We start from the raw sequence: 23,494 nt of genomic DNA, 5'->3' as shown, positions 1-23,494 counted from the left end.
GTCAGGCTGCCTCTTCCTCGACGGTCTCCACACCTGCGGAGCCCACCGTCCCGGCGACCAGGGACTGCGCCGCGTCCATGCCGAAGGTGTGCGCCGGGCTCCAGTGCAGGACGACCTCGGCGCCGGGTACCAGGCGGCCGTCGCGCTCGACGTTCTGGACGTAGACCGCGAGATCGTCGCAGACGGGGCTGTCGATGACGTACTGCGTGGAGACGCCGATGAAACTGGCGTCGGCGATCCTGCCGGTGAGCCGGTTGCGGCCCTCGGGTATGGAGCCGGCGTCGTCGGCGTGGGTGAGGGCGATCTTCTCGGGCCGGATGCCGACCAGCACCTTGCCGCCGGCCGTCGCCGGGGCGGAACACCGGGCCTGAGGCAGCACCAGCCTGCCGTCGCCGGCCTTGAGCACGATGTCGTCGCCGTTCCTGGTGTCGACCTCGGCCTCGATGAGGTTGGACGTGCCGAGGAAGTTCGCCACGAAGGTCGTCCGCGGGTTCTCGTACAGGTCGCTGGGCGCGCCCAGTTGCTCGACCCGGCCGGCGTTCATCACCGCGACCGTGTCGGCCATCGTCATGGCCTCCTCCTGGTCGTGGGTGACGTGCACGAAGGTGATGCCGACCTCGGTCTGGATGCGCTTGAGCTCGAGCTGCATCTGGCGGCGCAGCTTGAGGTCGAGGGCGCCGAGGGGCTCGTCGAGGAGGAGCACCTTCGGGTGGTTGATCAGCGCGCGGGCCACCGCGACCCGCTGCTGCTGGCCGCCGGAGAGCTGGTGCGGTTTCTTGCGCGCCTGCTCGCCGAGCTGGACCAGTTCCAGCATCTCCTCGACCTGCTTCTTCACGCTCTTGACGCCGCGCCGGCGCAGGCCGAAGGCGACGTTCTCGAAGATGTCGAGGTGCGGGAAGAGGGCATAGGACTGGAAGACCGTGTTCACGGGCCGCTTGTACGGCGGCAGATGGGTGACGTCCTGGTCGCCGAGGTGCACGGTGCCGGAGGAGGGTTCCTCCAGGCCGGCGATCATGCGCAGGGTGGTCGTCTTGCCGCAGCCGGAGGCGCCGAGCAGGGCGAAGAAGGAACCCTGCGGCACGGTCAGGTCGAGCGGGTGCACGGCGGTGAAGGAGCCGTAGGTCTTGGAGATGCCGCTGAGGCGGACGTCGCCGCTGTTGTCTGTCGTCATGGTCGTCACGCCCCTGTGAGCTTCGCGAACTTCTCTTCGTATGCCGTCTCTTCCTTCTGGCTCAGCGAGCGGAAGGAGTGCGACTTGGCCTGCATGGCCTTGTCGGGAACGATCAGCGGGTTGTTGGCCGCGCCCTTGTCGATCTTCGCAAGGTAGGGCTTCACACCGTCGACGGGAGTCGCGTAGTTGATGTACGCGGCGAGCTCGGCGGCCTGCTCCGGCTCGTAGTAGAAGTCGATCAGCCGCTCGGCGTTCGTCTTGTGCCGCGCCTTGTTGGGCACCAGCAGGTTGTCGGTCGAGGTCATGTAGCCGCTGTCCGGGATGACGAAGTCGATGTCCGGGCTGTCCGCCTTGAGCTGGACCACGTCCCCGGCCCAGGCGACGCAGGCGGCGATGTCGCCCTTGGTCAGGTCCGAGGTGTAGTCGTTGCCGGTGAAGCGGCGGATCTGGCCCTTGTCGACGGCCTTCTGCAGCCGGGCTGTGACCGCGTCGAAGTCGTCGTCGGTGAACTTCGCCGGGTCCTTGCCCATGTCGAGCAGGGTCATGCCGATGCTGTCGCGCATCTCGGACAGGAAGGAGACGCGGCCCTTGAGCCTCGGGTTGTCGAGCAGGTCGGAGACCGACTTCACCTCGATGCCGTCGAGCGCCTTCTTGTTGTAGGCGATGACCGTCGGGATGCCCTGCCAGGGGTACGAGTAGGCGCGGCCGGGGTCCCAGTCGGGGTCGCGGAACTGCGGTGACAGGTTGGTGTAGGCGTGCGGCAGGTTGGACGGGTCCAGTTTCTGGACCCAGCCCAGGCGGATCAGCCGGGCGGCCAGCCAGTCGGTCAGGACGATCAGGTCGCGGCCGGTGGCCTGGCCGGCGGCGAGCTGCGGCTTGATCTTGCCGAAGAACTCGTTGTTGTCGTTGATGTCCTCGGTGTACTTGACCGTGATGCCGGTCCGCCTGCGGAACGCCTCGAGCGTGGGGTGGTGCTTTCCGCTGTCGTCGACGTCGATGTACTCGGTCCAGTTGGAGAAGTTCACGACCTTCTCCTGCGCCGAGTGGTCCTCGGCGGACGTGCCGCCCTGGGTCTTGCCCGCCGCGGGGATACCGCAGCCGCTCAGCGCCCCGAGACCGCCGACCGTGAGCGCGCCGCCCGCGGAGGCGCGCAGCAGCGACCGGCGGGTCATCGCGGCCCTGCCGTTGCGCAGACTGCGCCGCATCGCGGCGGCTTGGGCCGGGGAGAGGCGGTCGGGCTCGTACTGCTCCATGCGCGTGGTGCCCTTTCGGATGGGGTCGGCCTGGTCGGGCCGGTCGTCGCTAGCGGTCCCCGAACACGGTGCGGTGCCAGTCCTTCCTGGCAACCGCGGTGTTGTCGAACATGACGTGCTTGACCTGCGTGTACTCCTCGAACGAGTACGCGGACATGTCCTTGCCGAAGCCGGAGGCCTTGTAGCCGCCGTGCGGCATCTCGCTGATGATCGGGATGTGGTCGTTGATCCACACGCAGCCGGCCTTGATCTCGCGGGTGGCGCGCCCGGCCCGGTAGACGCCGCCGGTCCAGGCGGAGGCGGCCAGGCCGTACGGGGTGTCGTTGGCCAGCCGGATGCCCTCGTCATCACTGTCGAACGGCAGAACGACCAGCACGGGGCCGAAGATCTCGGACTGGACGATCTCGCTGTCCTGGGCCGCGCTGGTGACCAGGGTGGGCCGGTAGTAGGCGCCCTTGCCCAGGTCCCCCTGGGGCGCCTCGCCGCCGGTCACCACGCGCGCGTAGCCGCGCGCCCGGTCCACGAAGCCGGCGACCCGGTCGCGCTGGGCGTGCGAGACGAGCGGGCCGAGGTCGGTGCCGGACGCGAACGGGTCGCCGAGCCGTACGGTCTCCATCAGCGCGGCCGTCCGCTCCACGAAGGCCTCGTACAGCGGTCGCTGCACGTACGCGCGCGTGGCGGCCGTGCAGTCCTGGCCGGTGTTGATGAGCGCGCCGGCGACGGCTCCGTTGGCGGCCGCCTCCAGGTCCGCGTCGTCGAAGACGACGAAGGGTGCCTTTCCGCCCAGCTCCAGGTGGAGGCGCTTGACGGTGGCGGTGGCGATCTCGGCGACCCGCTTGCCGACGGCGGTGGACCCGGTGAAGGAGGTCATGGCCACGTCGGGGTGGCCGACGAGGTGCTCGCCGGCCTCCCTGCCGGTCCCGGTGACGATGTTGATCACCCCGCCCGGGATGCCCGCGTCCGTGGCGGCCTGTGCGAACAGCAGCGAGGTGAGCGGGGTCGGCTCGGCGGGCTTGAGCACGATGGTGTTGCCCGCGGCGACGGCCGGGAGGATCTTCCAGGCGGCCATCTGCAGCGGGTAGTTCCAGGGCGCGATCGACCCGACGACACCGATCGGCTCGCGCCGGACGTACGACGTGTGGTCACCGGAGTACTCACCGGCCGCCTGCCCCTGCAGATGACGGGCGGCACCGGCGAAGAAGGCGGTGTTGTCGATGGTCCCCGGCACGTCGAACTCACGGGTGAGCTTCAGCGGCTTCCCGCACTGCAGGGACTCGGCGCGGGCGAACTCCTCGGCGCGCTCCGCGAGCACGGCGGCGAACCGGTGCAGGGCGTCGGAGCGTTCGCCGGGGGTGGCGGCGGCCCAGCCCGGAAAGGCCTCGCGCGCCGCGGCGACGGCCGCGTCGACGTCGTCGGCGCCGGCCAGGTCGTAGGTGTACACCTCCTCGCCGGTGGCCGGGTCGACCACGGTGTGGGTACGGCCCGAGGTGCCCTTGGTCAGCCGGCCGGCGATGAACTGCGCGCCGTCCGCGAGGCGGTCCTGGGCGGGAAATCGTTCCGGGGTGGCGGTGCTGCCCGGGTTGTGCATGTCGCTCTCCTCCGCCGTTCGTCCCGTCCCCCGGGGGGGGGGTGGGTGGCGTAGCTCCAGCTCGATTTGAGTGCCGATCCTGACAGAGCAAGTGGACTCCAACAAGTGATTCCGTTGTTGCCTTTTGGTTACGCGACGAAATCTGTCGACCAGGTGTCGAGTCGGTACACAAAAGGACGGACGGAGTGTCAGTGGTGCGTGCCACACTCGCGTGCATGGGGAAGATCGACGGGGTGGAGGCCCTGATCAGAGAGGTCCGGGCGGGCGCCCGGATCAAATACCTGCACTTCTGGGGGCACCGGCCGCTGCCGGACGGCCGGATCGGCGCGAGCTGTCTGAGCCAGTGGTGGCCGTCACCGTTCGTGGTGGAGGGCGTCGGCTACGCGACGGCCGAGCACTGGATGATGGCGGAGAAGGCGCGGCTGTTCGGGGACGCGGAGGCGGAGCGCCGGGTGCTGGCGGCGGAGCATCCCGCCGAGGCCAAGAAGGCGGGGCGGCTGGTCCGCGGTTTCGACGAGGCGATATGGGAGCGGGAGCGCTTCCGGATCGTGGTCGAGGGCAGTGCGCACAAGTTCGCCGCGCACGCCGGTCTGGGCGCGTTCCTGCACGGCACCGGCGACCGGGTCCTGGTGGAGGCGAGCCCCGTGGACCGGGTGTGGGGCATCGGTCTGGCGGCCGGTGACGAGGCGGCGTCGGATCCCGAGCGCTGGCGGGGGCCGAATCTGCTGGGGTTCGCGCTGATGGAGGCGCGCGAGCGGCTCGCCGCGTCCGCGCGCTGAGCGCCGGGCGGCCCGGCCGGGCCGCCCGGGGTCAGGGTCAGTCCTGCGTCAGCACGGGTGCCGACACCCGGGGCGCGGAGTTGTAGTACGGGTCGTCGTACTCGCTGTCGTGCTTCTTGTCCTCGTTGACGGCCATCACGATGGCGAACACGAGGAACGCGGCGGCGGCCAGGCCGACGATGATCCCGATGATGCCCGTGATGAAGCCGGCCTGGGCCTGCCCGTGGTTGGTGGCCTCGCCCCGCTCGGCCCGCTTCTTGCCCTTGACGCCGAGCACCACGGCTATCACGCCGAGCACTATGGACACCACGCCGTAGAGGCAGAACAGGCAGATGGACAGGATGCCCAGCACCATCGCCGCGGTGCCCATGCCGTTCTGCGGGCCCATCGGCATGCCGGGCCAGCCGTAGCCCTGCTGCGGGTACGCGGGGTAGCCGTACCCGCCCGGGGCGGCGGGGCCCGGGCCACCGGGCGCGGCCGGCGGGGGCGGCATGGCGGACCCGGTCCAGCCCTGGGCCGGCGGCGGTGCGGGCGGGCCGTAGCCCGGCGCCGGCGCTCCGAAGCCGGCGCCCGGCGCGGAGATCATGGTGGCCTGGTCGTGCACGGACGGCTGCGGCGCCGGGGGCTGCTGCGGATCGGCGGCCGGGGGCTGCGGGGCCTGACCGGGCACCTGGTCCTGCGCGGGGGGCTGCTGTGCCGGGGGCTGCTGCGCGGGGGGCTGCTGTGCCGGGGGCTGCTGTGCCGGGGGCTGCTGCGCGGGGGGCTGCTGTGCCGGGGGCTGCTGCGCGGGGGGCTGCTGCCCGTACGCGCCGGGCTGCGGGCCCTTCTCCAGCGAAGGCTTGCTCTCGGGCGGCGCCCACGGGTCGAAGCCCCCGCCGCCGCCTGCGCCCTGCTGTCCCTGGTCCGCCACGTCCCCGCCCCTCCATCGATGGTCAGGCCATGGTAAAGCGTTGGTTCCGCGGCCCCGCGCCGGGTCGCCGTTCCCACCGGCACCGCGAGCACCGCCGCCGGCCCGGCCTACGATGACCCCCGAATCACCGATCAGCCGATCACCCGCGCCCGGACCACGGATCTCGGTCCGCGGGCGCCGTTCCCGGGGAGGAACCCTTGACCGACCGCAGCGCCGCATCCCGCTCGGTACCCGCCGCCGGCACGCCCGACCGCGATCTGCACGCCTTCATCGCCGGACTGCCCAAGGCCGAACTGCACGTCCACCACGTCGGCTCCGCCTCCCCGCGCATCGTCTCCGAACTGGCCGCCCGCCACCCGGACTCCAAGGTCCCCACCGACCCCGAGGCCCTGGCCGACTACTTCACGTTCACGGACTTCGGGCACTTCATCGAGGTGTACCTGTCCGTGGTGGACCTCATCCGCACCCCGGAGGACGTCCGGCTGCTGACCTACGAGGTGGCCCGCGACCTGGCCCGGCAGCAGGTGCGGTACGCCGAGCTGACCATCACCCCGTTCTCCTCGACCCGGCGCGGCATCGAGGAGACGGCCTTCATGTCGGCGATAGAGGACGCCCGCAAGGCGGCCGAGGCCGAGTTCGGGACCGTGCTCCGCTGGTGCTTCGACATCCCCGGCGAGGCCGGTCTGGAGTCCGCCGAGGAGACCGCCCGGCTGGCCACCGACGACCGGATCCGCCCGGAGGGCCTGGTGTCGTTCGGGCTCGGCGGCCCCGAGATCGGCGTACCGCGCCCGCAGTTCAAGCCGTACTTCGACCGGGCCATCGCCGCGGGCCTGCACTCCGTCCCGCACGCCGGCGAGACGACCGGCCCGGAGACGGTGTGGGACGCGCTGACCGAGCTGCGCGCCGAGCGCATCGGACACGGCACCAGCTCCGCGCGGGACCCCCGGCTGCTCGCCCACCTCGCCGAGCACCGCATCCCGCTGGAGGTCTGCCCGACCTCCAACATCGCCACCCGCGCGGTCGCCACCCTGGACGAGCACCCGGTCAAGGAGTTCGTCCGGGCCGGCGTGCTCGTCACGATCAACTCCGACGACCCGCCGATGTTCGGCACCGACCTCAACAACGAGTACGCGGTGGCCGCCCGCCTCCTCGAGCTGGACGAACGGGGGCTGGCCGGCCTGGCGAAGAACGCCGTCGAGGCGTCCTTCCTGGACGGGCCGGGCAAGGCGCGCATCGCGGCGGAGATCGACACCTACACCGACGCCTGGCTCGCCCCCTGAGGCCCTGACCGAAGCCCTGACCGAAGCCCTGCCCGTAGGGGGCGCACCCCACAATGGGGGCCATGCAGACCGTGACCGCCGTGGCCCACCGCGGCGCCCCCTACCGTTTCCGCGAGAACACCCTCGACTCGCTGCGTTGCGCGCCCGGCCTGGGCGCGGACGCGGTCGAGATCGACGTACGGCTCACCCGCGACGGCGTCCCCGTGCTGCTGCACGACGAGACGCTGGAGCGGCTGTGGGGGCACCCCCGGCCGCTGCGCTCGCTGTCGGCCGCCGAGCTGAGCGGGCTCACGGCGGGCGGGGTGCCGACGCTGGAGCAGGCGCTGGCCGCGACGGACGGCAGCCGGGTGATGGTGGACCTGTGCGGCCGGGTCGACCGCCGGACCGTGCGGGCGGTCATGGACGTCGTCCGGCAGGGCGGGGCCGGGGACCGGGTGTACTACTGCGCGGGCGCGGAGGCCATGCTCGCCGTACGGGCCGCCGATCCGGCCGCCGAGATCGCCCTGACCTGGACGACGCTCGCCCCGCCCCGGCCCGCGCTGCTGGACGCGGTGCGCCCCCGCTGGCTCAACTACCGCTTCTCGCTGGTCGACCGGGACCTGGCGGCCCGCGTCCACCGGGACGGCCACCTGCTGTCGGTGTGGACCCCGGACACCCGCCGCTCCCTGCGCCGCCTGCTCGACCTGGGCGTCGACTCGATCACCACGAACCGCGTGGACGCGCTGCACGCCCTGCGCACCGCCGGCCACCACCTCGAGCGCTGACCCGACGGGCGGCTCGCGACGTCGGAGAACGACCGGTGGACGGGAGCCGAGGTACCGGTGTGGCGGGAGCGGCGAGTCCGTCCGGCAGGGACGACCGCCCGCTCGTGATCCCGCCGGTGACCGCTTTCGGGCCGTGCGGACACAGCAGCGGTCGGGGAAGGGCCGGTCGCAGGGCTCCCCGCGCGCCCCGCCGACCAGCTCTCCGAGTCGGCGCTCCCGCACCGCCTCGAGGCCCGTGTCACGCCGGCCGACGGCCGGGCCACGACCCTGGAACTCGCCCTCGACCAGGGCGCGGGCGCCCAGCGCCGGGCTTTCCGCGTGGGCGAGGTCGGCGCGGTCCGCTTCACCCTCGACTCCGCCTGTCGGCCCTCCGCGACGAAGCAGGTGGCGATCGCCGAGATCGAGTTCTCCGGCCCGTCGAACGCGAACTGACGGACCGTGGCCCGTGCGACGACCGGCCCTGACGCCGCAGCGCTCGCCGGCGCGATCGCCGGGCTCACTGCCCTTCACGCTGCCCGCCGTGGCCGGTGCGCGCTACGGCGTCGGCCCGCTCATCCGCTCCAGCCGCTTGATCCTCTTCCGTACGACGTACAGCGGCAGGACGCCGAACACCCCGAAGGACATGTCGATCAGGGTCCACCAGAACGGGATCCCGCGGACCGGGCCGCACACGAGGGCGAGCGGGATGATCCCGGCGCAGGCGATCATCCCGAACTCGACGACCCAGACGTTGCGCACCGGGTCGCGGTAGGGCCCGTAGAAGGCGACGGCGATGACGAGGTGCGCGAAGGCCAGCCAGTCCGTGCCGTACAGAACGAACGGGTACTCGGCGTCGACGGCGTCGAGCCCCTCGCGCACCCGGGTGATCCAGTCCATGAGCCCCGGCAGCAGTTCGGGCACGGACAGCGCCCGAAGTCCGCCCTCCGTCCAGCGCAGTTCGTGCACCAGCGGAAACGCGGTGGCCCCGCTAAGCACGAGGCACACGACGAAGAGAACCAGCCAGACACGGATGCCCCGGAGCAGGGCGGCTCTGTCACTCATGGCAGAAGCGTACCCACTATTTGAACATGTTCAAAACTGCTTCCGGGCGAGAAATCGGCCGACCGGTCAGGAATCGAGAAGCGCCGGACCGGGGCGCGCGGCTAGCGTGCTGCCTGGACCGAGCCGGCGATCGAGCCGAGGGTCCGAACCGGGCGACGCCGAGGGAACCGCGCGGGCGGCGCCCCCAACGGATGGAGACAGGAAGAGCATGGCCACGAGGACGGACGCCACCCAGCCGCCTGCGCCGCACGTCGCCGACAGCCACGGCCTGATCCGGGTGCACGGCGCGCGCGAGAACAACCTCAAGGACGTCAGCATCGAGCTCCCCAAGCGCCGGCTGACGGTGTTCACCGGTGTCTCCGGCTCGGGCAAGAGCTCACTGGTGTTCGACACCATCGCGGCCGAGTCGCAGCGGCTGATCAACGAGACGTACAGCGCCTTCGTGCAGGGCTTCATGCCGGCCCTCGCCCGGCCCGAGGTCGACGTGCTCGACGGGCTCACGACCGCGATCACCGTCGACCAGCAGCGGATGGGCGGCGACCCGCGCTCCACGGTCGGCACCGCCACCGACGCCAACGCGATGCTGCGCATCCTCTTCAGCCGGCTCGGGCGGCCGCACATCGGCTCGCCCAAGGCGTTCTCCTTCAACGTCGCCTCGATCAGCGGCGCGGGCGCGGTCACCGTCCAGCGCGCCGGGCAGACCATGAAGGAGCGCCGCAGCTTCAGCATCACCGGCGGCATGTGCCCGCGCTGCGAAGGCCGGGGCACGGTCTCCGACATCGACCTCACCCAGCTCTACGACGACTCCAAGTCACTGAGCGAGGGGGCGCTCACCATCCCCGGCTACAAGGCGGGCGGCTGGAACTACCGTCTCTACAGCGAGTCGGGTTTCTACGACCCGGACAAGCCGATCAGCAAGTACACCAAGAAGGAGCTGCGGGACTTCCTGCACCGCGAGCCGACCCGGATGAAGATCGCGGGCATCAACATGACCTATGAGGGGCTGATCCCGCGGATCCAGAAGTCGATGCTCGCCAAGGACCGGGAGGCGATGCAGCCGCACATCCGGGAGTTCGTGGACCGCGCGGTCACCTTCACCACCTGCCCCGACTGCGACGGCACCCGGCTGAACGAGGGCGCCCGGTCGTCGAAGATCGGCGGGATGAGCATCGCCGACGCCTGCGCGATGCAGATCAGCGACCTGGCCGCATGGGTGCGCGACCTCGACGAGCCGTCGGTGGCGCCGCTGCTGGCGAAGCTGCGGCAGACCCTGGACTCGTTCGTGGAGATCGGCCTCGGCTACCTCGCCCTCGACCGGCCGGCGGGCACCCTCTCGGGCGGCGAGGCGCAGCGCGTGAAGATGATCCGCCACCTGGGCTCCTCGCTCACCGACGTCACGTACGTCTTCGACGAGCCCACCGCGGGTCTGCACCCGCACGACATCCAGCGGATGAACGAACTCCTGCTGCGGCTGCGGGACAAGGGCAACACGGTGCTCGTCGTGGAGCACAAGCCGGAGATGATCGCGATCGCCGACCATGTCGTCGACCTCGGCCCCGGCGCCGGTACGGCGGGCGGCGCCGTCTGCTTCGAGGGCACCCTCGAGGGCCTGCGGGCCAGTGGCACGCTGACCGGCCGTCATCTCGACGACCGGGCCGCCGTCAAGAAGACGGTGCGCAAGCCGACCGGCACCCTGCAGATCCGCGGGGCGTCGGCGAACAACCTGCGCGACGTCGACGTCGACATCCCGCTCGGGGTGCTCGCCGTCGTCACCGGTGTCGCCGGGTCCGGCAAGAGCTCCCTCGTGCACGGCTCGATCCCGGCCGGCGCGGGCGTGGTGTCGGTCGACCAGACCCCGATCCGCGGCTCTCGGCGCAGCAACCCGGCGACCTACACCGGGCTGCTCGACCCGATCCGCAAGGCGTTCGCCCAGGCCAACGGCGTCAAGCCGGCCCTGTTCAGCGCCAACTCCGAGGGCGCCTGCCCCACCTGCAACGGCGCCGGCGTCGTCTACACCGACCTGGCGATGATGGCCGGCGTCGCCACCACCTGCGAGGAGTGCGAGGGCAAGCGGTTCGAGGCGTCGGTGCTGGAGTACCACCTCGGCGGCCGCGACATCAGCGAGGTGCTCGCGATGTCGGTCTTCGAGGCCGAGGAGTTCTTCGGCGCCGGCGAGGCACGCACCCCGGCGGCGCACCGCGTCCTGGGCCGGCTCTCCGACGTCGGACTCGGCTACCTCACCCTCGGCCAGCCGCTCACCACCCTGTCCGGCGGCGAGCGGCAGCGGCTGAAGCTGGCCACCCACATGGGGGACAAGGGCGGCGTCTACGTCCTCGACGAACCCACCTCCGGTCTGCACCTCGCCGACGTCGAGCAACTGCTGGGCCTGCTCGACCGGCTCGTCGACTCCGGCAAGTCGGTCATCGTCGTCGAACACCACCAGGCGGTCATGGCACACGCCGACTGGATCATCGACCTCGGCCCCGGCGCCGGCCACGACGGCGGCCGGATCGTCTTCGAGGGCACCCCCACCGACCTGATCGCCGCCCGCCCGACCCTCACGGGCGAGCACCTGGCGGCCTACGTCGGCGACGGCGCGGTCTGACTCCTGGAGCCCCACGATCGTGTTCCAGCGCTTCGCGAGTTCCGGTCGTTCCGTGGAGGTGATGCCGCGGGCGATGGCCAGGCGTCCGCGCACGGTGGAGTCGGGGAAGATCAGGGGGTTGTGGGCCAGGGCGGCCGTGTCCTTGTCCTTGGACGCGGCCAGGACCTCCCTGGCCGCCGGCACGGGGCAGACGTAGTTGACCCAGGCGGCGAGCTCCGCGGCGACCTCGGGTTCGTAGTAGTGGTCGATCAGTCGCCCGCCGCTGGACCTGTGGCGGGCCCGGTCGGGGATCATGACGGTGCGTCGAGCGGACCGGGCCGTACCCGACACCCTGTCCATCGGCATCGAGGCCCGCCGTACGAGCGCACTGCCCCGGACGGGGAGGTGTCCCGTCCGGGGCAGCGCGGGCCTGCCCTCGGGTCCACGAGCCAGGGGCCCGGGCGCCGGAGGCCTGAGCGTCAGGGGCCCTACGCGTCGAGCGACGTCATCACGTGCTTGATCCGCGTGTAGTCCTCGAAGCCGTACGCCGACAGGTCCTTGCCGTAGCCGGACTTCTTGAAGCCGCCGTGCGGCATCTCGGCGACCAGCGGGATGTGGGTGTTGATCCACACGCAGCCGAAGTCGAGCTTCTTGGACATGCGCATCGCGCGGCCGTGGTCCTTGGTCCACACCGAGGAGGCGAGGGCGTACTCGACGCCGTTGGCCCACTCGACGGCCTGGTCCTCGTCCGCGAAGGACTGGACGGTGATGACCGGGCCGAAGACCTCGTTCTGGATGATCTCGTCGTCCTGCTTCAGGCCGGAGACGACGGTCGGGGCGTAGAAGTAGCCCTTGTCGCCGACCTGCTGGCCGCCCGCCTCCACCTTGGCGTGCGCGGGCAGCCGCTCGATGAAGCCGACGACCTGCTTGAGCTGGTTGGGGTTGTTCAGCGGGCCGAAGAGGACGTCCTCGTCGTCCGGCTGTCCGGTCTTGGTCTCGGCGGCGGCCTTGGCCAGCGCGGAGACGAACTCGTCGTGGATGGACTCGTGGACCAGGACGCGGGTCGCGGCCGTGCAGTCCTGGCCGGCGTTGAAGAAGCCCGCCACGGAGATGTCCTCGACGGCCTTGGCGATGTCGGTGTCCTCGAAGACCACGACGGGGGCCTTGCCGCCCAGCTCCAGGTGGACCCGCTTGACGTCCTTGGACGCGGACTCGGCGACCGACATGCCGGCCCGGACGGAACCGGTGATGGAGGCCATCGCCGGGGTCGGGTGCTCGACCATCAGGCGGCCGGAGTCGCGGTCGCCGCAGATGACGTTGAAGACGCCCTTGGGCAGGATCGAGCCGAGGATCTCGGCGATCAGCACGGTCGAGGCGGGGGTGGTGTCCGAGGGCTTCAGCACGACCGTGTTGCCCGCGGCGATGGCCGGGGCGAACTTCCACACGGCCATCATCATCGGGTAGTTCCACGGGGCCACCTGGGCGCAGACGCCCACCGGCTCGCGGCGGATGATCGAGGTCATCCCGTCCATGTACTCGCCGGCCGAGCGGCCCTCGAGCAGCCGGGCCGCACCCGCGAAGAAGCGGATCTGGTCGACCATCGGCGGGATCTCCTCGGAGCGGGTCAGCCCGGTCGGCTTGCCCGTGTTCTCCACCTCGGCCGCGATCAGGTCCTCGGCGCGCTCCTCGAACGCGTCGGCGATCTTCAACAGGGCCTTCTGGCGCTCCGCGGGGGTGGTGTCGCGCCAGGCCGGGAAGGCCGCGGCGGCGGCCGCCATCGCGGCGTCCACGTCCGCCTGGCCGGACAGCGGCGCGGTCGCGTACGCCTCGCCCGTCGCGGGGTTGACCACCTCGGTGGTCCGTCCGTCGGCGGCGTCCCGGAACTCACCGTCGATGTAGTTGCGCAGACGACGCAGCTCGGTGCTCACTGCCGGCCTCCTGATCTGGTTCGAGGGTTCGAGCTGTCCAGCCCGGACAGCCGCTCCGGCTGTCCGAAGACTGAGACACCCCACCCTAATCGGCACGCCCACGTTTTCAACACCCCCGTCGCCACCTGTTCTGCGAAATCCGCACGGTTGGGAGTCGTAAACAACGAATTTCATCGCCACGGCCTTGCGATTCTGTCGAGACGTCGTGCAGAGTGAGCCCGTGGCCAGTCGAAGCGCAGACCAGAGGGACTCGCCCCGCGAGTCCAGGAACGGCAGCAGTCCCCAGCTGGACGCCGTCTCCCTCGCCATCATTCAGCAGCTCCAGGAGGACGGCCGCCGGCCGTACGCCGCGATCGGCAAGGCCGTCGGCCTGTCCGAGGCGGCCGTGCGCCAGCGCGTCCAGAAGCTGCTGGACCAGGGCGTGATGCAGATCGTCGCCGTCACGGACCCGCTCACCGTGGGCTTCCGCAGGCAGGCGATGGTCGGGATCAACGTCGAGGGCGATGTCGAGTCGATCGCGGACGCGCTGACCGGCATGTCGGAGGTCGAGTACGTGGTGATGGCCGCGGGCTCGTTCGACATCCTCGCCGAGATCGTCTGCGAGGACGACGACCACCTGCTGGACGTCATCAACAAACGCATCCGGGCCCTGCCCGGCGTGCGCTCCACCGAGAGCTTCGTCTACCTGAAGCTCAAGAAGCAGACCTACATGTGGGGAACCCGATAACCGTGACCGAGAAGGACCTCAGCCGCACCGCGTACGACCACCTGTGGATGCACTTCACCCGCATGTCCTCGTACGAGAACTCCCCCGTCCCGACCATCGTCCGGGGCGAGGGCACCTACATCTACGACGACAAGGGCAGGCGCTACCTCGACGGTCTCGCGGGCCTGTTCGTGGTCCAGGCCGGTCACGGCCGCACCGAACTCGCCGAGACCGCCTTCAAGCAGGCCCAGGAGCTGGCCTTCTTCCCGGTGTGGTCCTACGCCCACCCCAAGGCCGTCGAGCTGGCCGAGCGCCTGGCTCACCACGCCCCGGGCGATCTGAACAAGGTCTTCTTCACCACCGGCGGCGGCGAGGCCGTCGAGACCGCCTGGAAGCTCGCCAAGCAGTACTTCAAGCTGCAGGGCAAGCCGACCAAGTACAAGGTCATCTCGCGTGCGGTCGCCTACCACGGCACCCCGCAGGGCGCCCTGTCAATCACCGGCCTGCCCGCCCTGAAGGCCCCCTTCGAGCCGCTGGTGCCCGGCGCGCACAAGGTCCCGAACACCAACATCTACCGTGCGCCGATCTTCGGTGACGACCCGGAGGCCTTCGGCCGCTGGGCCGCCGACCAGATCGAGCAGCAGATCCTCTTCGAGGGCGCGGACACGGTCGCCGCGGTCTTCCTGGAGCCGGTGCAGAACGCCGGCGGCTGCTTCCCGCCCCCGCCCGGCTACTTCCAGCGCGTGCGCGAGATATGCGACAAGTACGACGTGCTGCTCGTCTCGGACGAGGTCATCTGCGCCTTCGGCCGCCTGGGCACGATGTTCGCCTGTGACAAGTTCGGCTACGTCCCGGACATGATCACCTGCGCCAAGGGCATGACCTCGGGCTACTCCCCGATCGGCGCCTGCATCGTCTCCGACCGCCTCGCCGAGCCGTTCTACAAGGGCGACAACACCTTCCTGCACGGCTACACCTTCGGCGGCCACCCGGTGTCGGCCGCGGTGGGCCTCGCCAACCTCGACCTGTTCGAGCGCGAGGGCCTGAACCAGCACGTGCTGGACAACGAGGGCGCGTTCCTGCGGACCCTGCAGAAGCTGCACGACCTGCCGATCGTCGGCGACGTCCGCGGCAACGGCTTCTTCTACGGCATCGAGCTGGTGAAGGACAAGAACACCAAGGAGTCCTTCAACGAGGAGGAGACCGAGCGCGTCCTGTACGGCTTCCTCTCCAAGGCGCTGTTCGACAACGGCCTGTACTGCCGTGCCGACGACCGCGGCGACCCGGTCATCCAGCTCGCCCCGCCGCTGATCTCCAACCAGGAGACGTTCGACGAGATCGAGCAGATCCTGCGCGCCACCCTCACGGAGGCGTGGACGAAGCTCTGAGCCTCCGGCGCGAGCCCGGATCATCCGACCGGATGATCAACACCGGCCCCGGTGCCGCCCGTTCGAGTGAGAACGGCGGCCCGGGGCCGTGTGCTGTCCGGGCTCCCGCGGTGGGCTGCCTAGCGTGCCAGTGACCGATCGGCGCTGCCTTCGTTCACCCGGACGAGCGATCAGGCACGGGAAAACGGATCAGAACCGAGGTGTACGCCATGGAGGCCCCGCCGGACAACGACGTGCTCTGGGCACGCTCCCTGCACTTCAGGCACCAGGACGGCTCCCCCGGCCTCGCCGGGGTCTCGCTCGGCGTGCGGGTGGGCGAGATCCTCGCCGTCGCCGGCCCGCGCGGCAGCGGCAAGACGACCCTGCTGCACTGCCTGTCCGGACTCCTCCCGGTGCGCGAGGGCGAGGTCTGGTTCAACAGCTCGCCCGTGCACACCATGGGCCCGACGGCCCGCGAGCGGCTGCGCCGCGACCACTTCGGCTGGGTCGAACCGGCCCCGGCGCTGGTACCGGAGCTGAACGTCTGGGAGAACACCGCCCTGCCCCTGATGCTGCGCGGCATCGGCCGCCGGCGCGCCAAGGTGGCCGCGCTGGAGTGGCTGGAGCGCCTCGACGCCGGCGAGCACGCGCGCAGGCACCCGCGGGAGCTGCAACAGGCCGAACGCCAGCGCGTGGCCATCGCCCGCGCGCTCGCCCCGGGGCCCACGGTCCTCTTCGCGGACGAGCCGACGGCCCCGCTGCACCGCGGTGACCGGGCGCACGTGCTGCGCACCCTCACCACGGCGGCCCGCTCGCACGGCATCACGGTCGTTCTGGCCACGCACGACGCCGACACCGCCGCCCTCGCCGACCGCACCGTCTCCCTGCTGGACGGGCGGCGGGTGCGGACCGTGTCGCTGCCGGAGGCCGCGGAGACGGAAGGCCGGGCCGCGTGCTCGCTCTCCGTCTGACCCGCGCGGCCCGGCCCGCCGTCCAACTGCGCCGGCTGCTCGTGGCCGCGGCCTCCGCGGGCACCGGTTTCCTCCTCCTGTCCTCCCTCGGCTACGCGCTGGCCCACCCCGGGGCACCGGGCGCGGCGGTGCCGCGGCTGGCCTGGTGCGTGGCCCCGCTCGCGGCCACGGTGTACTTCGCGCTCGCCGTGGCCCGCACGGATCCCGGCACCAGGCCCCGTCCGGGTCTGTCGGCTGTGGGCCTCGGCCCGGCGCGGCTGATGGCGGTCTCGGTCCTGACCACCGTGCTGTCCTGCGGCCTGGGTTCGCTGCTGGCCCTGCTGCTCTTCCTGCACCTGCGCGGCGACCTGGCGGGCACACCGCTGGACGGCGCGGCGGCCCGGTTCCTGGCCACGGACCAGCCCCTGCCGCTGCCCGCGGCGCTGACCCTGCTGACCCTGGTCCCGACGCTCGCCGCCGCGACGGTCGCGGTCGCCCTGCGCCCCCGGGACCCGCATCCGCCGGCCGGCGCCCCGCGCGCCCTCGGCCGCTTCGGCGCGTACGGCCACTCGGCGCCCCGGGAGACGTTCGGGGCGTACGGAAGGTTCGGGGCGCGGCTGCGCACACCCGCGGCGACGAAGCAGGGCGCCGCCCGGCCCCCGGCCGCCGGGGCCACCACGGCGGCGGTCACCGAGCCCGAGGTGCACGGGTCCGAGGTGAACGGGGCCGAGGTGAACGGGGCCGAGGTCCTGGACGCCGACGACGCCGGCACTCCCGGCCGCCGGCCCTCCCCGGCCGCCACCCCCGCCGGTCTGCCCTGGGGCATCGCGGCCGTCGCCGCCGGGCTCGCCGTACAGGCCTACTCTGGCGGGCCCGCGTCCGCCCCCGCCCTCACCCATCTGCCCACCGAGGCCATGGCCGTCCTGGCCGGCTGGATCCTCACCGCCGCCGGGCTCGTGCTCGCCACCCCCGGCCTCACCCACCTGTGCGGGCGCCTGCTGCAGTCCACCCACCCCGGAGCGCTCCGGCTGCTGGCCGGCCGCGTGCTCATGGCGGAGGCCCCACGGATCGGCCGGCCGCTCGGCGTGGCCTGCGCGGCCGCCTCGGCCACGTACGCCATGACCGTCCTGTACGAGGGCCCGGCCGCGTCCCCCGGCCCGCTCACCGCGCTCGGCGCGCTCGTGGTCACCGGATGCACCGTGGCCACCCTGCTGACGGCGGCCGTCGAGGCCCGTCAGTGCCGTGCCGAGACCACCGCCGCCCTGCTGCGGCTCGGCGCCCCGGCGGGAATGCTGCGTACCGCCGCCGCCCTGCGCGCGGCCGCCCTGCTGGCGCTGTTCGGCCCGCTCACGCTGGTGATCGCCCATCTCGCGGCGCTGGCGTCGGCCCACTGAGATCCCGCGCCGGAGCCGGGCGGAAGAAGATCGCCACCCGGCGATGAGTTTTCCCGCCGCCCGGTGTCCAACCCACGACAGCAGCGACCGCAGCCCAGGGAGGCACCCCGTGTACCAGCAGATGATCTTCGTGAACCTGGCCACCGACGACGTCGAGGCCTCGAGGAAGTTCTTCACCGGGCTCGGCTACTCGATCAACCCGCAGTTCAGCACCGACGACTGCGCCTGCGTGGTGATCAGCGACACGATCGTCGCGATGCTGCTGAGCAAGCAGCGCTACGCCGATTTCACCAAGAAGGAGATCGCGGACTCCACCAGGACCAGCGAGGTGCTGATCTGCCTGAGCGCGGAGAGCCGCGAGAAGGTGGACGAGCTGGTCGACGGGGCGATCGCGGCCGGCGGCTCGGCGAGCGGCGAGACCCAGGACCACGGCTTCATGTACGGCCGCGCCTTCGACGACCTCGACGGCCACACCTGGGAGGTGATGTGGATGGACCCGGCCGCGGTCCAGGGCTGACCCTTCCGGCCGGGCACGCGCACACGCACGCCTAGCATGGGCGGGTGGATCAGACACCCGCCCAGCCGAACCGAGCCGCCCACGACCGTGAGATCGAGTCCCTCGCCGAGTTCGACGAGGTGGTCGCCGCGCACGGCTCGCTGACCCGATTCCGTGTCCAGGCCGTCGATCTGACGGCACGTACGAACGAGCTGCTCACCGCCGACACCGCGGGCGCCGTCTTCCTCGGCTGCCCGATGGACCCCGAGGCCGCCGCGCACGTCCGCTCGGCCGGCGCCCTGGTCTTCCCGCCGATACCGGGGCTCCCCTTCGATCCGTACCGCGGGTTCGCCTACACGCCCGACGAGTTGTTCGAGTCACTCGACGACGGCTACGAGGCGACGCCCGACGCGCGGGCCTACGCCTGGTTCCAGCGCACCAAGGCGGACGGCGACGTCTTCGCCTCGATGCTGCGCGCGATCCACGACGACTCGGTCTCCGACTCCCTGGACGAACTCCTCGCCGGCGCCCGGGTGGTGGGCGTCATGGGCGGACACGCGATGGCCCGTGGCACCGCCGAGTACGCCGGCGCGGCCCGGCTGGGCCGCGAGCTGACGCGCGCCGGGTTCACGGTCGCCACGGGTGGCGGACCGGGCGCGATGGAGGCGGCGAACCTCGGCGCGTACGCCGCGCCCTTCGCCGACGGCATGCTCGAGGAGGCGCTCCTGCTCCTCGCCAAGACGCCGTCCTTCCGGCCGTCCGTCACCGACTGGGCACGGGCCGCCTTCGAGGTGCGCGAACGCTGGCCCGGCGGTGGGGAGTCGGTGGGCATCCCGACCTGGTTCTACGGGCACGAGCCGCCGAACGCCTTCGCCGCGCACATCGCGAAGTACTTCACCAACGCCATCCGCGAGGACGGCCTGCTGGCCCGCTCCACCGCCGGGGTGGTGTTCCTGCCGGGCGCGGCCGGGACCGTACAGGAGATCTTCGACAACGCGACGCCGAACTACTACGAGTCGCGGGGTGGGCCCACTCCCATGGTGCTCGTGGACGAGGAGCACTGGACGCGGCGGCTGCCCGCCTGGCCGCTGCTGCGGTCGCTGGCCGGGGGCCGGGCGATGGAGTCCCGAATCAGCCTGGTTGACCGGATCGAGCAGGCTCCCGAGGCATTGAAACGCCTGCGAGGGCAATAAGAAGGCAAAGCCAACGTGCGTTGCGGGCATATGCATTGACACTTCTTATGGAACGCTTATAGACCTGTGTGTCTCTTGGGGGTGCTGGGATCTCATCTCATCCATGTGCCTCAACACCCCCTCTACCCCCCGCAGTTATGCACTCTGTAAAGGACAAACGTGTCCATAACTCGCCGTAACGCACGTCGTTCCGTGCGCATCCTGGGCGTCGCCTCCGCCTCCGCCGCGCTGGCGCTCGGTGTCGCGGGCTCCGCCTCGGCCTGCAACATCCGCGACTTCACGGCCGTGGCCGGCTGCACCGGTGAACAGGGCCAGATCACCGTCACGGACACCGACGCCTCCGGCACCAACGCCACCGTCACCGTCTACGAGAAGACCGACGCCGGCGAGACGAAGGTCGGTCAGAAGGACGTCCAGGGTTCGGGCGGCGCAGGCACGCCGGTCGTCTTCGACGTGGACTGGAAGGCCAGCACGACCTACCGCATCCACGTCGACGTCAAGACCCAGCGGTTCGACGTCAACGATGACATCAAGCCCGACCTGACGACCCCGGCCACGGCCTGCAAGAAGGAGGAGTCCTCCTCCCCGAGCGCGCCGGCGAGCCCGTCGTCGAAGCCGTCCCCGTCCGCCCCGGAGGAGTCCGCCACGCCGACTCCGTCTGAGTCGGAGAGCAGCACCGCCCCGGCGGGCACCTCGAGCAACGCGCCGTCCCCGGCGGCCGGTGACTCGAACCTGGCCGAGACCGGTGCGAACTCCAACACCGGCATGATCGCCGGTGTCGCCGGCGCGCTGGTCGTCGTCGGCGGTGGCGCGGTCTTCTTCGGCATGCGCCGCCGTGGGGCGAAGAACGGCGGCTGACGCCCTACTTCGCACACCCCTCGTGCAACACCGCGGCCCGTCCCCGTATCCCCGGGGGACGGGCCGCGGTCGTGCTCAGCCGAAGCTGGTCCGCTCGAGCCAGAACTCCAGCACCGCGCGCTCGCCCAGCACTTCGAGACCGGGCGCGTCCAGCGGCAGCCTGCGGTAGAAGGCGAGCAGCACCGAGGTGAGCGGGCCGCGCAGGGCGACGGTGGCCTTCTCGTGGCCGCGGCGCCGGCCGACGCCCTCCTCGCCCAGTTCGACGATCCACTCGGCGTTCAGCGCCGGGTCGGTGTCCGTGGCGTGCAGGTGGATGCCATGCCCGGGGCCGCGCAGTTCCGCCGCGGCCGGATGCGCCGCGTTCCGCTGGACCCACTCCACGAGCTGGAGCCACTCGTCCAGCGCGTCGGCGGCGATGTCGGGCGCCACCTCGTAGGGCAGGCCGGCCGCGAGCGTCGCGTCGGCGCGGTGGCGGCGAAATCAGCGCGGAGGTCACCACGGCCCTCAACTGCTGTACCTGACGGTCGATTTCGTCGCAGTACCGGTCATGTGCGAGCAAGGTCGTGCCCTCACCCCAGGCACGCGGTGATCACCCGAGCACGACGATCTCGGCCGCGTCGAACGCGAGCCCCACCTCGGCCCCGGGCTCCGGCGCGGCCCGGAGCGCGCAGGCCGCCTCCAGGGGCGGGCCGCCGTCCCGGGGCAGCAGCCGGACGGCCACATGGGTGCCCTTGAAGGTACGGGCGGTCACCGCGCAGGGCAGACCCTCGTCCGCCGCCACGAGCCGCACACCCGCGGGCCGGACCAGCAGCGGGCGGTCGCCCTGGGGCGAGCCGTCGGGGACGGGCAGCTTGCCCCAGGGGGTGTCCGCGGCGCCGTCGGAGACGGTCGCGGGCACCACGTTCTCGAAGCCGAGGAACCGGGCCACAAACTCGTCCGCGGGCCGCTGCCAGACCTCCAGCGGGGTGCCGGACTGGGCGATCCGCCCGTCCCGCATCACGACCACCCGGTCGGCCAGCGCGAACGCCTCGCCCTGGTCGTGCGTCACGGCGAGCACAGTGGTACCCAACCGGCGGAAGAGTTCGCGGAGTTCGACCACGAGCCGGTCCCGGAGCGAGCGGTCGAGCTGGCCCAGCGGCTCGTCCAGCATCAGCAGCCGGGGCCGGGGCGCGAGCGCCCGGGCCAGCGCCACCCGCTGCTGCTCGCCGCCGGACAGCCCGGCCACGGCCCGCCGGGCCGCCCCCGGCAGACCGACCAGCTCCAGCAACTCCCCCACCTCGGTGTCCCGTTGCCCCTTGCCGACCCCGTGCATCCGCAGCCCGAAGGCCACGTTGCCGCCGACGTCCCGCTGCGGGAAGAGCTGGTGGTCCTGGAACATCAGCCCGACACCGCGCTTGTGCGCCGGCACGCCCGCCTGGTCCCGGCCGCCGAGCAGCACCCGCCCCGAGTCCAGCGGCTGCAACCCGGCCACCGCCCTGAGCAGCGTCGACTTCCCGCTGCCGCTGGGCCCGAGCACACACACCACCTCGTGCTCGGCGACGTCGAGGCCCACCGCGTCGAGCACGGCCCGTCCGCCCAGGCGCACGGTCGCGGCCTCGAGGCTCAGCAGCATCAGAACTCCCCCGTCCGGTCCGTGCGCAGCCGCTCCAGGACCAGCAGCGCGGCGGCGCACACCACCATCAGAATCGTGGACAGGGCCATCGCCTGCCCGTAGTTGAGCTCCCCGGGCCGGCTCAGCAGCCGGGCCACGGCGACCGGAAGCGTCGGGTTGTCGGGCCGCGCGATGAACACGGTCGCCCCGAACTCCCCCAGCGACACCGCGAAGGCGAACCCGGCCGCGACCAGCAGCGCCCGCCGCACCAGCGGCAGGTCGACCTCCCGCCACACCCGCCAGGGCGAGGCGCCGAGCACGGCCGCCGCCTCCCGCAGCCGGCCGTCCACCGCCCGCAGCACGGGCAGCATGGTCCGTACCACGAAGGGGGCGCCGACCAGCGCCTGGGCGAGCGGAACGAGGATCCAGGACTGCCTGAGGTCCAGCGGCGGCCGGTCCAGGGCGATCAGGAAGCCGAAGCCGACGGTGACGGCGGAGACGCCGAGCGGCAGCATCAGCAGCGCGTCGAAGCCGCGCACCAGCCGTCCCGCGTCCCGGCGGGCCAGCGCGGCGGCGGCGAGACCCCCGATCAACAGGGCGATGGCGGTGGCGGCGACGGCGTACTCCAGGGAGGTCCACACGGCGTGCAGCGGCGCCACCAGGAAGGTGCCGCCGTCGGCGTCGGTCAGCGCCCGGTAGTAGCCGAGGCCGGGTGCGTCCAGGGAGCGCTGCACGAGGACGGCGAGCGGCAGCACGAGCAGCAGCACGACGGTGAGCAGGACGCCGGCGAGCAACGCCCACTGCCCGGCGCCACGCGGCCGGCGGGCGGTCACCTTCGGGTCGACCAGACGCAGGGCGCTCTCGCGCCGCCTCACCGTCCAGGCGTGCACGGCGAGGATCGCGCCCACCGCGACGAACTGGAGAAGGGTCAGGACGGCCGCCGTGGAGAGGTCGAAGACCTCCGAGGTCTGCCGGTAGATCTCCACTTCCAGGGTGGAGAACATGGGGCCGCCGAGGATCTGCACCACGCCGAAGGAGGTGAAGGTGAACAGGAAGACCATCAGCGCGGCGGCGGCCACGGCGGGCGCGAGGGCGGGGAGGGTGACCTTCCGCCACGCCGTCAGCGGTGAGGCGCCCAGCATCCGCGCGGCCTGTTCCTGCCGGGGGTCGAGCTGGGCCCACAGCCCGCCGACGGTCCGTACGACGACCGCGTAGTTGAAGAAGACGTGCGCCAGCAGGATCGCCCACACGGTGGTGTCCAGCCGTACGCCCCACAGGTCGTCGAGCAGCCCGCCGCGTCCGACGAGCGCCAGGAACGCCGTGCCCACGACGACGGTCGGCAGCACGAACGGGACCGTGACGACCGCCCGCAGCAGATGTTTGCCGGGGAAGTCGAGGCGGGCGAAGACATGGGCGGCGGGCAGCGCGAGCAGCAGGGTGAGCGCGGTGGAGGCGAGCGCCTGCCAGGCGGTGAACCACAGCACGTGCCGGATGTCCGGCTGGGTGACGACGTCCGCCATCCGCCCGAACTGCCAGACACCGTCCGCCTTCAGCCCGCGCGCCACGATCGCGGCGACGGGCCAGGCGAAGAACACGGCGAAGAACGCGACGGGCAGGGCCATCAGCCCCAGCCGCGCCGCG

At 71.8% G+C, this 23,494-nt stretch carries 18 protein-coding genes and 3 pseudogenes; 11 read left to right on the top strand and 10 right to left on the bottom strand.

Annotated features, from left to right (window positions below; translation table 11 throughout):
- Window position 1: 1 nt before the first annotated feature.
- From ACFVVO_RS25785 to ACFVVO_RS25775, 3 genes are read right to left on the bottom strand one after another with little or no spacing between them, the layout of a single operon-like run.
- Window positions 2-1,171 (bottom strand): ABC transporter ATP-binding protein, encoded by a 1,170-nt coding sequence (locus ACFVVO_RS25785; RefSeq protein WP_390057952.1) that lies wholly within the window; start codon window positions 1,169-1,171, stop codon window positions 2-4.
- A gap of 5 nt (window positions 1,172-1,176) precedes the next feature.
- Window positions 1,177-2,424 carry a PotD/PotF family extracellular solute-binding protein gene (locus ACFVVO_RS25780; protein ID WP_390057951.1) on the bottom strand — a complete coding sequence of 416 codons (1,248 nt, stop codon included), beginning with the start codon at window positions 2,422-2,424 and terminating at the stop codon, window positions 1,177-1,179.
- A gap of 49 nt (window positions 2,425-2,473) precedes the next feature.
- Window positions 2,474-4,012: a gamma-aminobutyraldehyde dehydrogenase gene (locus ACFVVO_RS25775; RefSeq protein ID WP_390057950.1), complete on the bottom strand. Its 1,539-nt coding sequence runs from the start codon at window positions 4,010-4,012 to the stop codon at window positions 2,474-2,476.
- 215 nt (window positions 4,013-4,227) lie between these two features.
- Here ACFVVO_RS25775 and ACFVVO_RS25770 point away from each other — a divergent pair, with 215 nt between their 5' ends.
- Window positions 4,228-4,791, top strand: a complete 564-nt coding sequence (locus ACFVVO_RS25770) for an NADAR family protein (protein WP_390057949.1) — start codon at window positions 4,228-4,230, stop codon at window positions 4,789-4,791.
- 37 nt (window positions 4,792-4,828) lie between these two features.
- Here ACFVVO_RS25770 and ACFVVO_RS25765 read toward each other — a convergent pair whose 3' ends face one another.
- Window positions 4,829-5,701, bottom strand: coding sequence for a DUF4190 domain-containing protein (locus tag ACFVVO_RS25765; protein ID WP_390057948.1), 873 nt, complete (start codon window positions 5,699-5,701; stop codon window positions 4,829-4,831).
- A 123-nt stretch (window positions 5,702-5,824) separates the two neighbouring features.
- Here ACFVVO_RS25765 and ACFVVO_RS25760 point away from each other — a divergent pair.
- Both ACFVVO_RS25760 and ACFVVO_RS25755 read left to right on the top strand, forming a co-directional pair.
- Window positions 5,825-6,981, top strand: a pseudogene (locus tag ACFVVO_RS25760) (adenosine deaminase).
- Between the two features lie 62 nt (window positions 6,982-7,043).
- Window positions 7,044-7,745 carry a glycerophosphodiester phosphodiesterase gene (locus tag ACFVVO_RS25755; RefSeq protein ID WP_390057947.1) on the top strand — a complete coding sequence of 234 codons (702 nt, stop codon included), beginning with the start codon at window positions 7,044-7,046 and terminating at the stop codon, window positions 7,743-7,745.
- A gap of 534 nt (window positions 7,746-8,279) precedes the next feature.
- On the opposite strand, the gene ACFVVO_RS25750 is transcribed toward ACFVVO_RS25755, so the two are convergent.
- The gene (locus ACFVVO_RS25750) at window positions 8,280-8,786 is read right to left on the bottom strand and encodes a hypothetical protein (protein ID WP_390057946.1); all 507 of its coding nucleotides are present in this window, start codon (window positions 8,784-8,786) and stop codon (window positions 8,280-8,282) included.
- A gap of 208 nt (window positions 8,787-8,994) precedes the next feature.
- On the opposite strand from ACFVVO_RS25750, the gene ACFVVO_RS25745 reads away from it, so the two are divergent.
- Window positions 8,995-11,391 (top strand): ATP-binding cassette domain-containing protein, encoded by a 2,397-nt coding sequence (locus tag ACFVVO_RS25745; RefSeq protein ID WP_390057945.1) that lies wholly within the window; start codon window positions 8,995-8,997, stop codon window positions 11,389-11,391.
- Between the two features lie 6 nt (window positions 11,392-11,397).
- Here ACFVVO_RS25745 and ACFVVO_RS25740 read toward each other — a convergent pair.
- Window positions 11,398-11,691: pseudogene (locus ACFVVO_RS25740) on the bottom strand (spermidine/putrescine ABC transporter substrate-binding protein); the annotation flags it as partial.
- Between the two features lie 167 nt (window positions 11,692-11,858).
- Window positions 11,859-13,298, bottom strand: coding sequence for a gamma-aminobutyraldehyde dehydrogenase (locus ACFVVO_RS25735; protein WP_390057944.1), 1,440 nt, complete (start codon window positions 13,296-13,298; stop codon window positions 11,859-11,861).
- Window positions 13,299-13,503: 205 nt separating this feature from the next.
- Here ACFVVO_RS25735 and ACFVVO_RS25730 point away from each other — a divergent pair, with 205 nt between their 5' ends.
- The 7 genes from ACFVVO_RS25730 (at window position 13,504) to ACFVVO_RS25700 (ending at window position 20,262) form a co-directional block, all read left to right on the top strand.
- Window positions 13,504-14,025, top strand: a complete 522-nt coding sequence (locus ACFVVO_RS25730) for an Lrp/AsnC family transcriptional regulator (RefSeq protein WP_390057943.1) — start codon at window positions 13,504-13,506, stop codon at window positions 14,023-14,025.
- Window positions 14,010-15,392: an aspartate aminotransferase family protein gene (locus ACFVVO_RS25725; protein ID WP_390057942.1), complete on the top strand. Its 1,383-nt coding sequence runs from the start codon at window positions 14,010-14,012 to the stop codon at window positions 15,390-15,392. Before ACFVVO_RS25730 ends, ACFVVO_RS25725 begins: the two co-directional genes overlap by 16 nt.
- 209 nt (window positions 15,393-15,601) lie before the next feature.
- Window positions 15,602-16,342: an ABC transporter ATP-binding protein gene (locus ACFVVO_RS25720; RefSeq protein ID WP_390057941.1), complete on the top strand. Its 741-nt coding sequence runs from the start codon at window positions 15,602-15,604 to the stop codon at window positions 16,340-16,342.
- Complete coding sequence (locus ACFVVO_RS25715) at window positions 16,324-17,715, top strand: hypothetical protein (protein WP_390057940.1); 1,392 nt, start codon at window positions 16,324-16,326, stop codon at window positions 17,713-17,715. Before ACFVVO_RS25720 ends, ACFVVO_RS25715 begins: the two co-directional genes overlap by 19 nt.
- 109 nt (window positions 17,716-17,824) lie before the next feature.
- Window positions 17,825-18,232 (top strand): VOC family protein, encoded by a 408-nt coding sequence (locus tag ACFVVO_RS25710; protein ID WP_390057939.1) that lies wholly within the window; start codon window positions 17,825-17,827, stop codon window positions 18,230-18,232.
- 44 nt (window positions 18,233-18,276) lie between these two features.
- The gene (locus ACFVVO_RS25705) at window positions 18,277-19,404 is read left to right on the top strand and encodes an LOG family protein (RefSeq protein WP_390057938.1); all 1,128 of its coding nucleotides are present in this window, start codon (window positions 18,277-18,279) and stop codon (window positions 19,402-19,404) included.
- A 159-nt stretch (window positions 19,405-19,563) separates the two neighbouring features.
- Window positions 19,564-20,262 carry an LAETG motif-containing sortase-dependent surface protein gene (locus ACFVVO_RS25700; protein ID WP_390057937.1) on the top strand — a complete coding sequence of 233 codons (699 nt, stop codon included), beginning with the start codon at window positions 19,564-19,566 and terminating at the stop codon, window positions 20,260-20,262.
- 75 nt (window positions 20,263-20,337) lie between these two features.
- Here ACFVVO_RS25700 and ACFVVO_RS25695 read toward each other — a convergent pair.
- From ACFVVO_RS25695 to ACFVVO_RS25685, 3 genes and pseudogenes are all read right to left on the bottom strand, one after another.
- Window positions 20,338-20,733, bottom strand: a pseudogene (locus tag ACFVVO_RS25695) (hypothetical protein); the annotation flags it as partial.
- Window positions 20,734-20,851: 118 nt separating this feature from the next.
- Window positions 20,852-21,874 (bottom strand): ABC transporter ATP-binding protein, encoded by a 1,023-nt coding sequence (locus tag ACFVVO_RS25690; RefSeq protein ID WP_390057936.1) that lies wholly within the window; start codon window positions 21,872-21,874, stop codon window positions 20,852-20,854.
- Window positions 21,874-23,475: an ABC transporter permease gene (locus ACFVVO_RS25685; RefSeq protein ID WP_390058021.1), complete on the bottom strand. Its 1,602-nt coding sequence runs from the start codon at window positions 23,473-23,475 to the stop codon at window positions 21,874-21,876. Before ACFVVO_RS25685 ends, ACFVVO_RS25690 begins: the two co-directional genes overlap by 1 nt.
- Window positions 23,476-23,494 lie beyond the last annotated feature (19 nt).

This window comes from Streptomyces sp. NPDC058145 (genome assembly GCF_042884245.1).
Lineage (GTDB): Bacteria > Actinomycetota > Actinomycetes > Streptomycetales > Streptomycetaceae > Streptomyces.
The sequence above is the reverse complement of the archived record's forward strand: the minus strand, read 5'-3'. Positions and strand labels throughout refer to the sequence as shown.

Bases quoted from the DNA above. Each gene is read 5' to 3' on its own strand.
- ACFVVO_RS25775 (WP_390057950.1), bottom strand. From the start codon at position 4,012: ATGCACAACCCGGGCAGCACCGCCACCCCGGAACGATTTCCCGCCCAG.
- ACFVVO_RS25755 (WP_390057947.1), top strand. From the start codon at position 7,044: ATGCAGACCGTGACCGCCGTGGCCCACCGCGGCGCCCCCTACCGTTTC.
- ACFVVO_RS25690 (WP_390057936.1), bottom strand. From the start codon at position 21,874: ATGCTGCTGAGCCTCGAGGCCGCGACCGTGCGCCTGGGCGGACGGGCC.
- ACFVVO_RS25750 (WP_390057946.1), bottom strand. From the start codon at position 8,786: ATGAGTGACAGAGCCGCCCTGCTCCGGGGCATCCGTGTCTGGCTGGTT.
- ACFVVO_RS25770 (WP_390057949.1), top strand. From the start codon at position 4,228: ATGGGGAAGATCGACGGGGTGGAGGCCCTGATCAGAGAGGTCCGGGCG.
- ACFVVO_RS25785 (WP_390057952.1), bottom strand. From the start codon at position 1,171: ATGACGACAGACAACAGCGGCGACGTCCGCCTCAGCGGCATCTCCAAG.
- ACFVVO_RS25685 (WP_390058021.1), bottom strand. From the start codon at position 23,475: ATGGCCCTGCCCGTCGCGTTCTTCGCCGTGTTCTTCGCCTGGCCCGTC.
- ACFVVO_RS25780 (WP_390057951.1), bottom strand. From the start codon at position 2,424: ATGGAGCAGTACGAGCCCGACCGCCTCTCCCCGGCCCAAGCCGCCGCG.
- ACFVVO_RS25745 (WP_390057945.1), top strand. From the start codon at position 8,995: ATGGCCACGAGGACGGACGCCACCCAGCCGCCTGCGCCGCACGTCGCC.
- ACFVVO_RS25720 (WP_390057941.1), top strand. From the start codon at position 15,602: ATGGAGGCCCCGCCGGACAACGACGTGCTCTGGGCACGCTCCCTGCAC.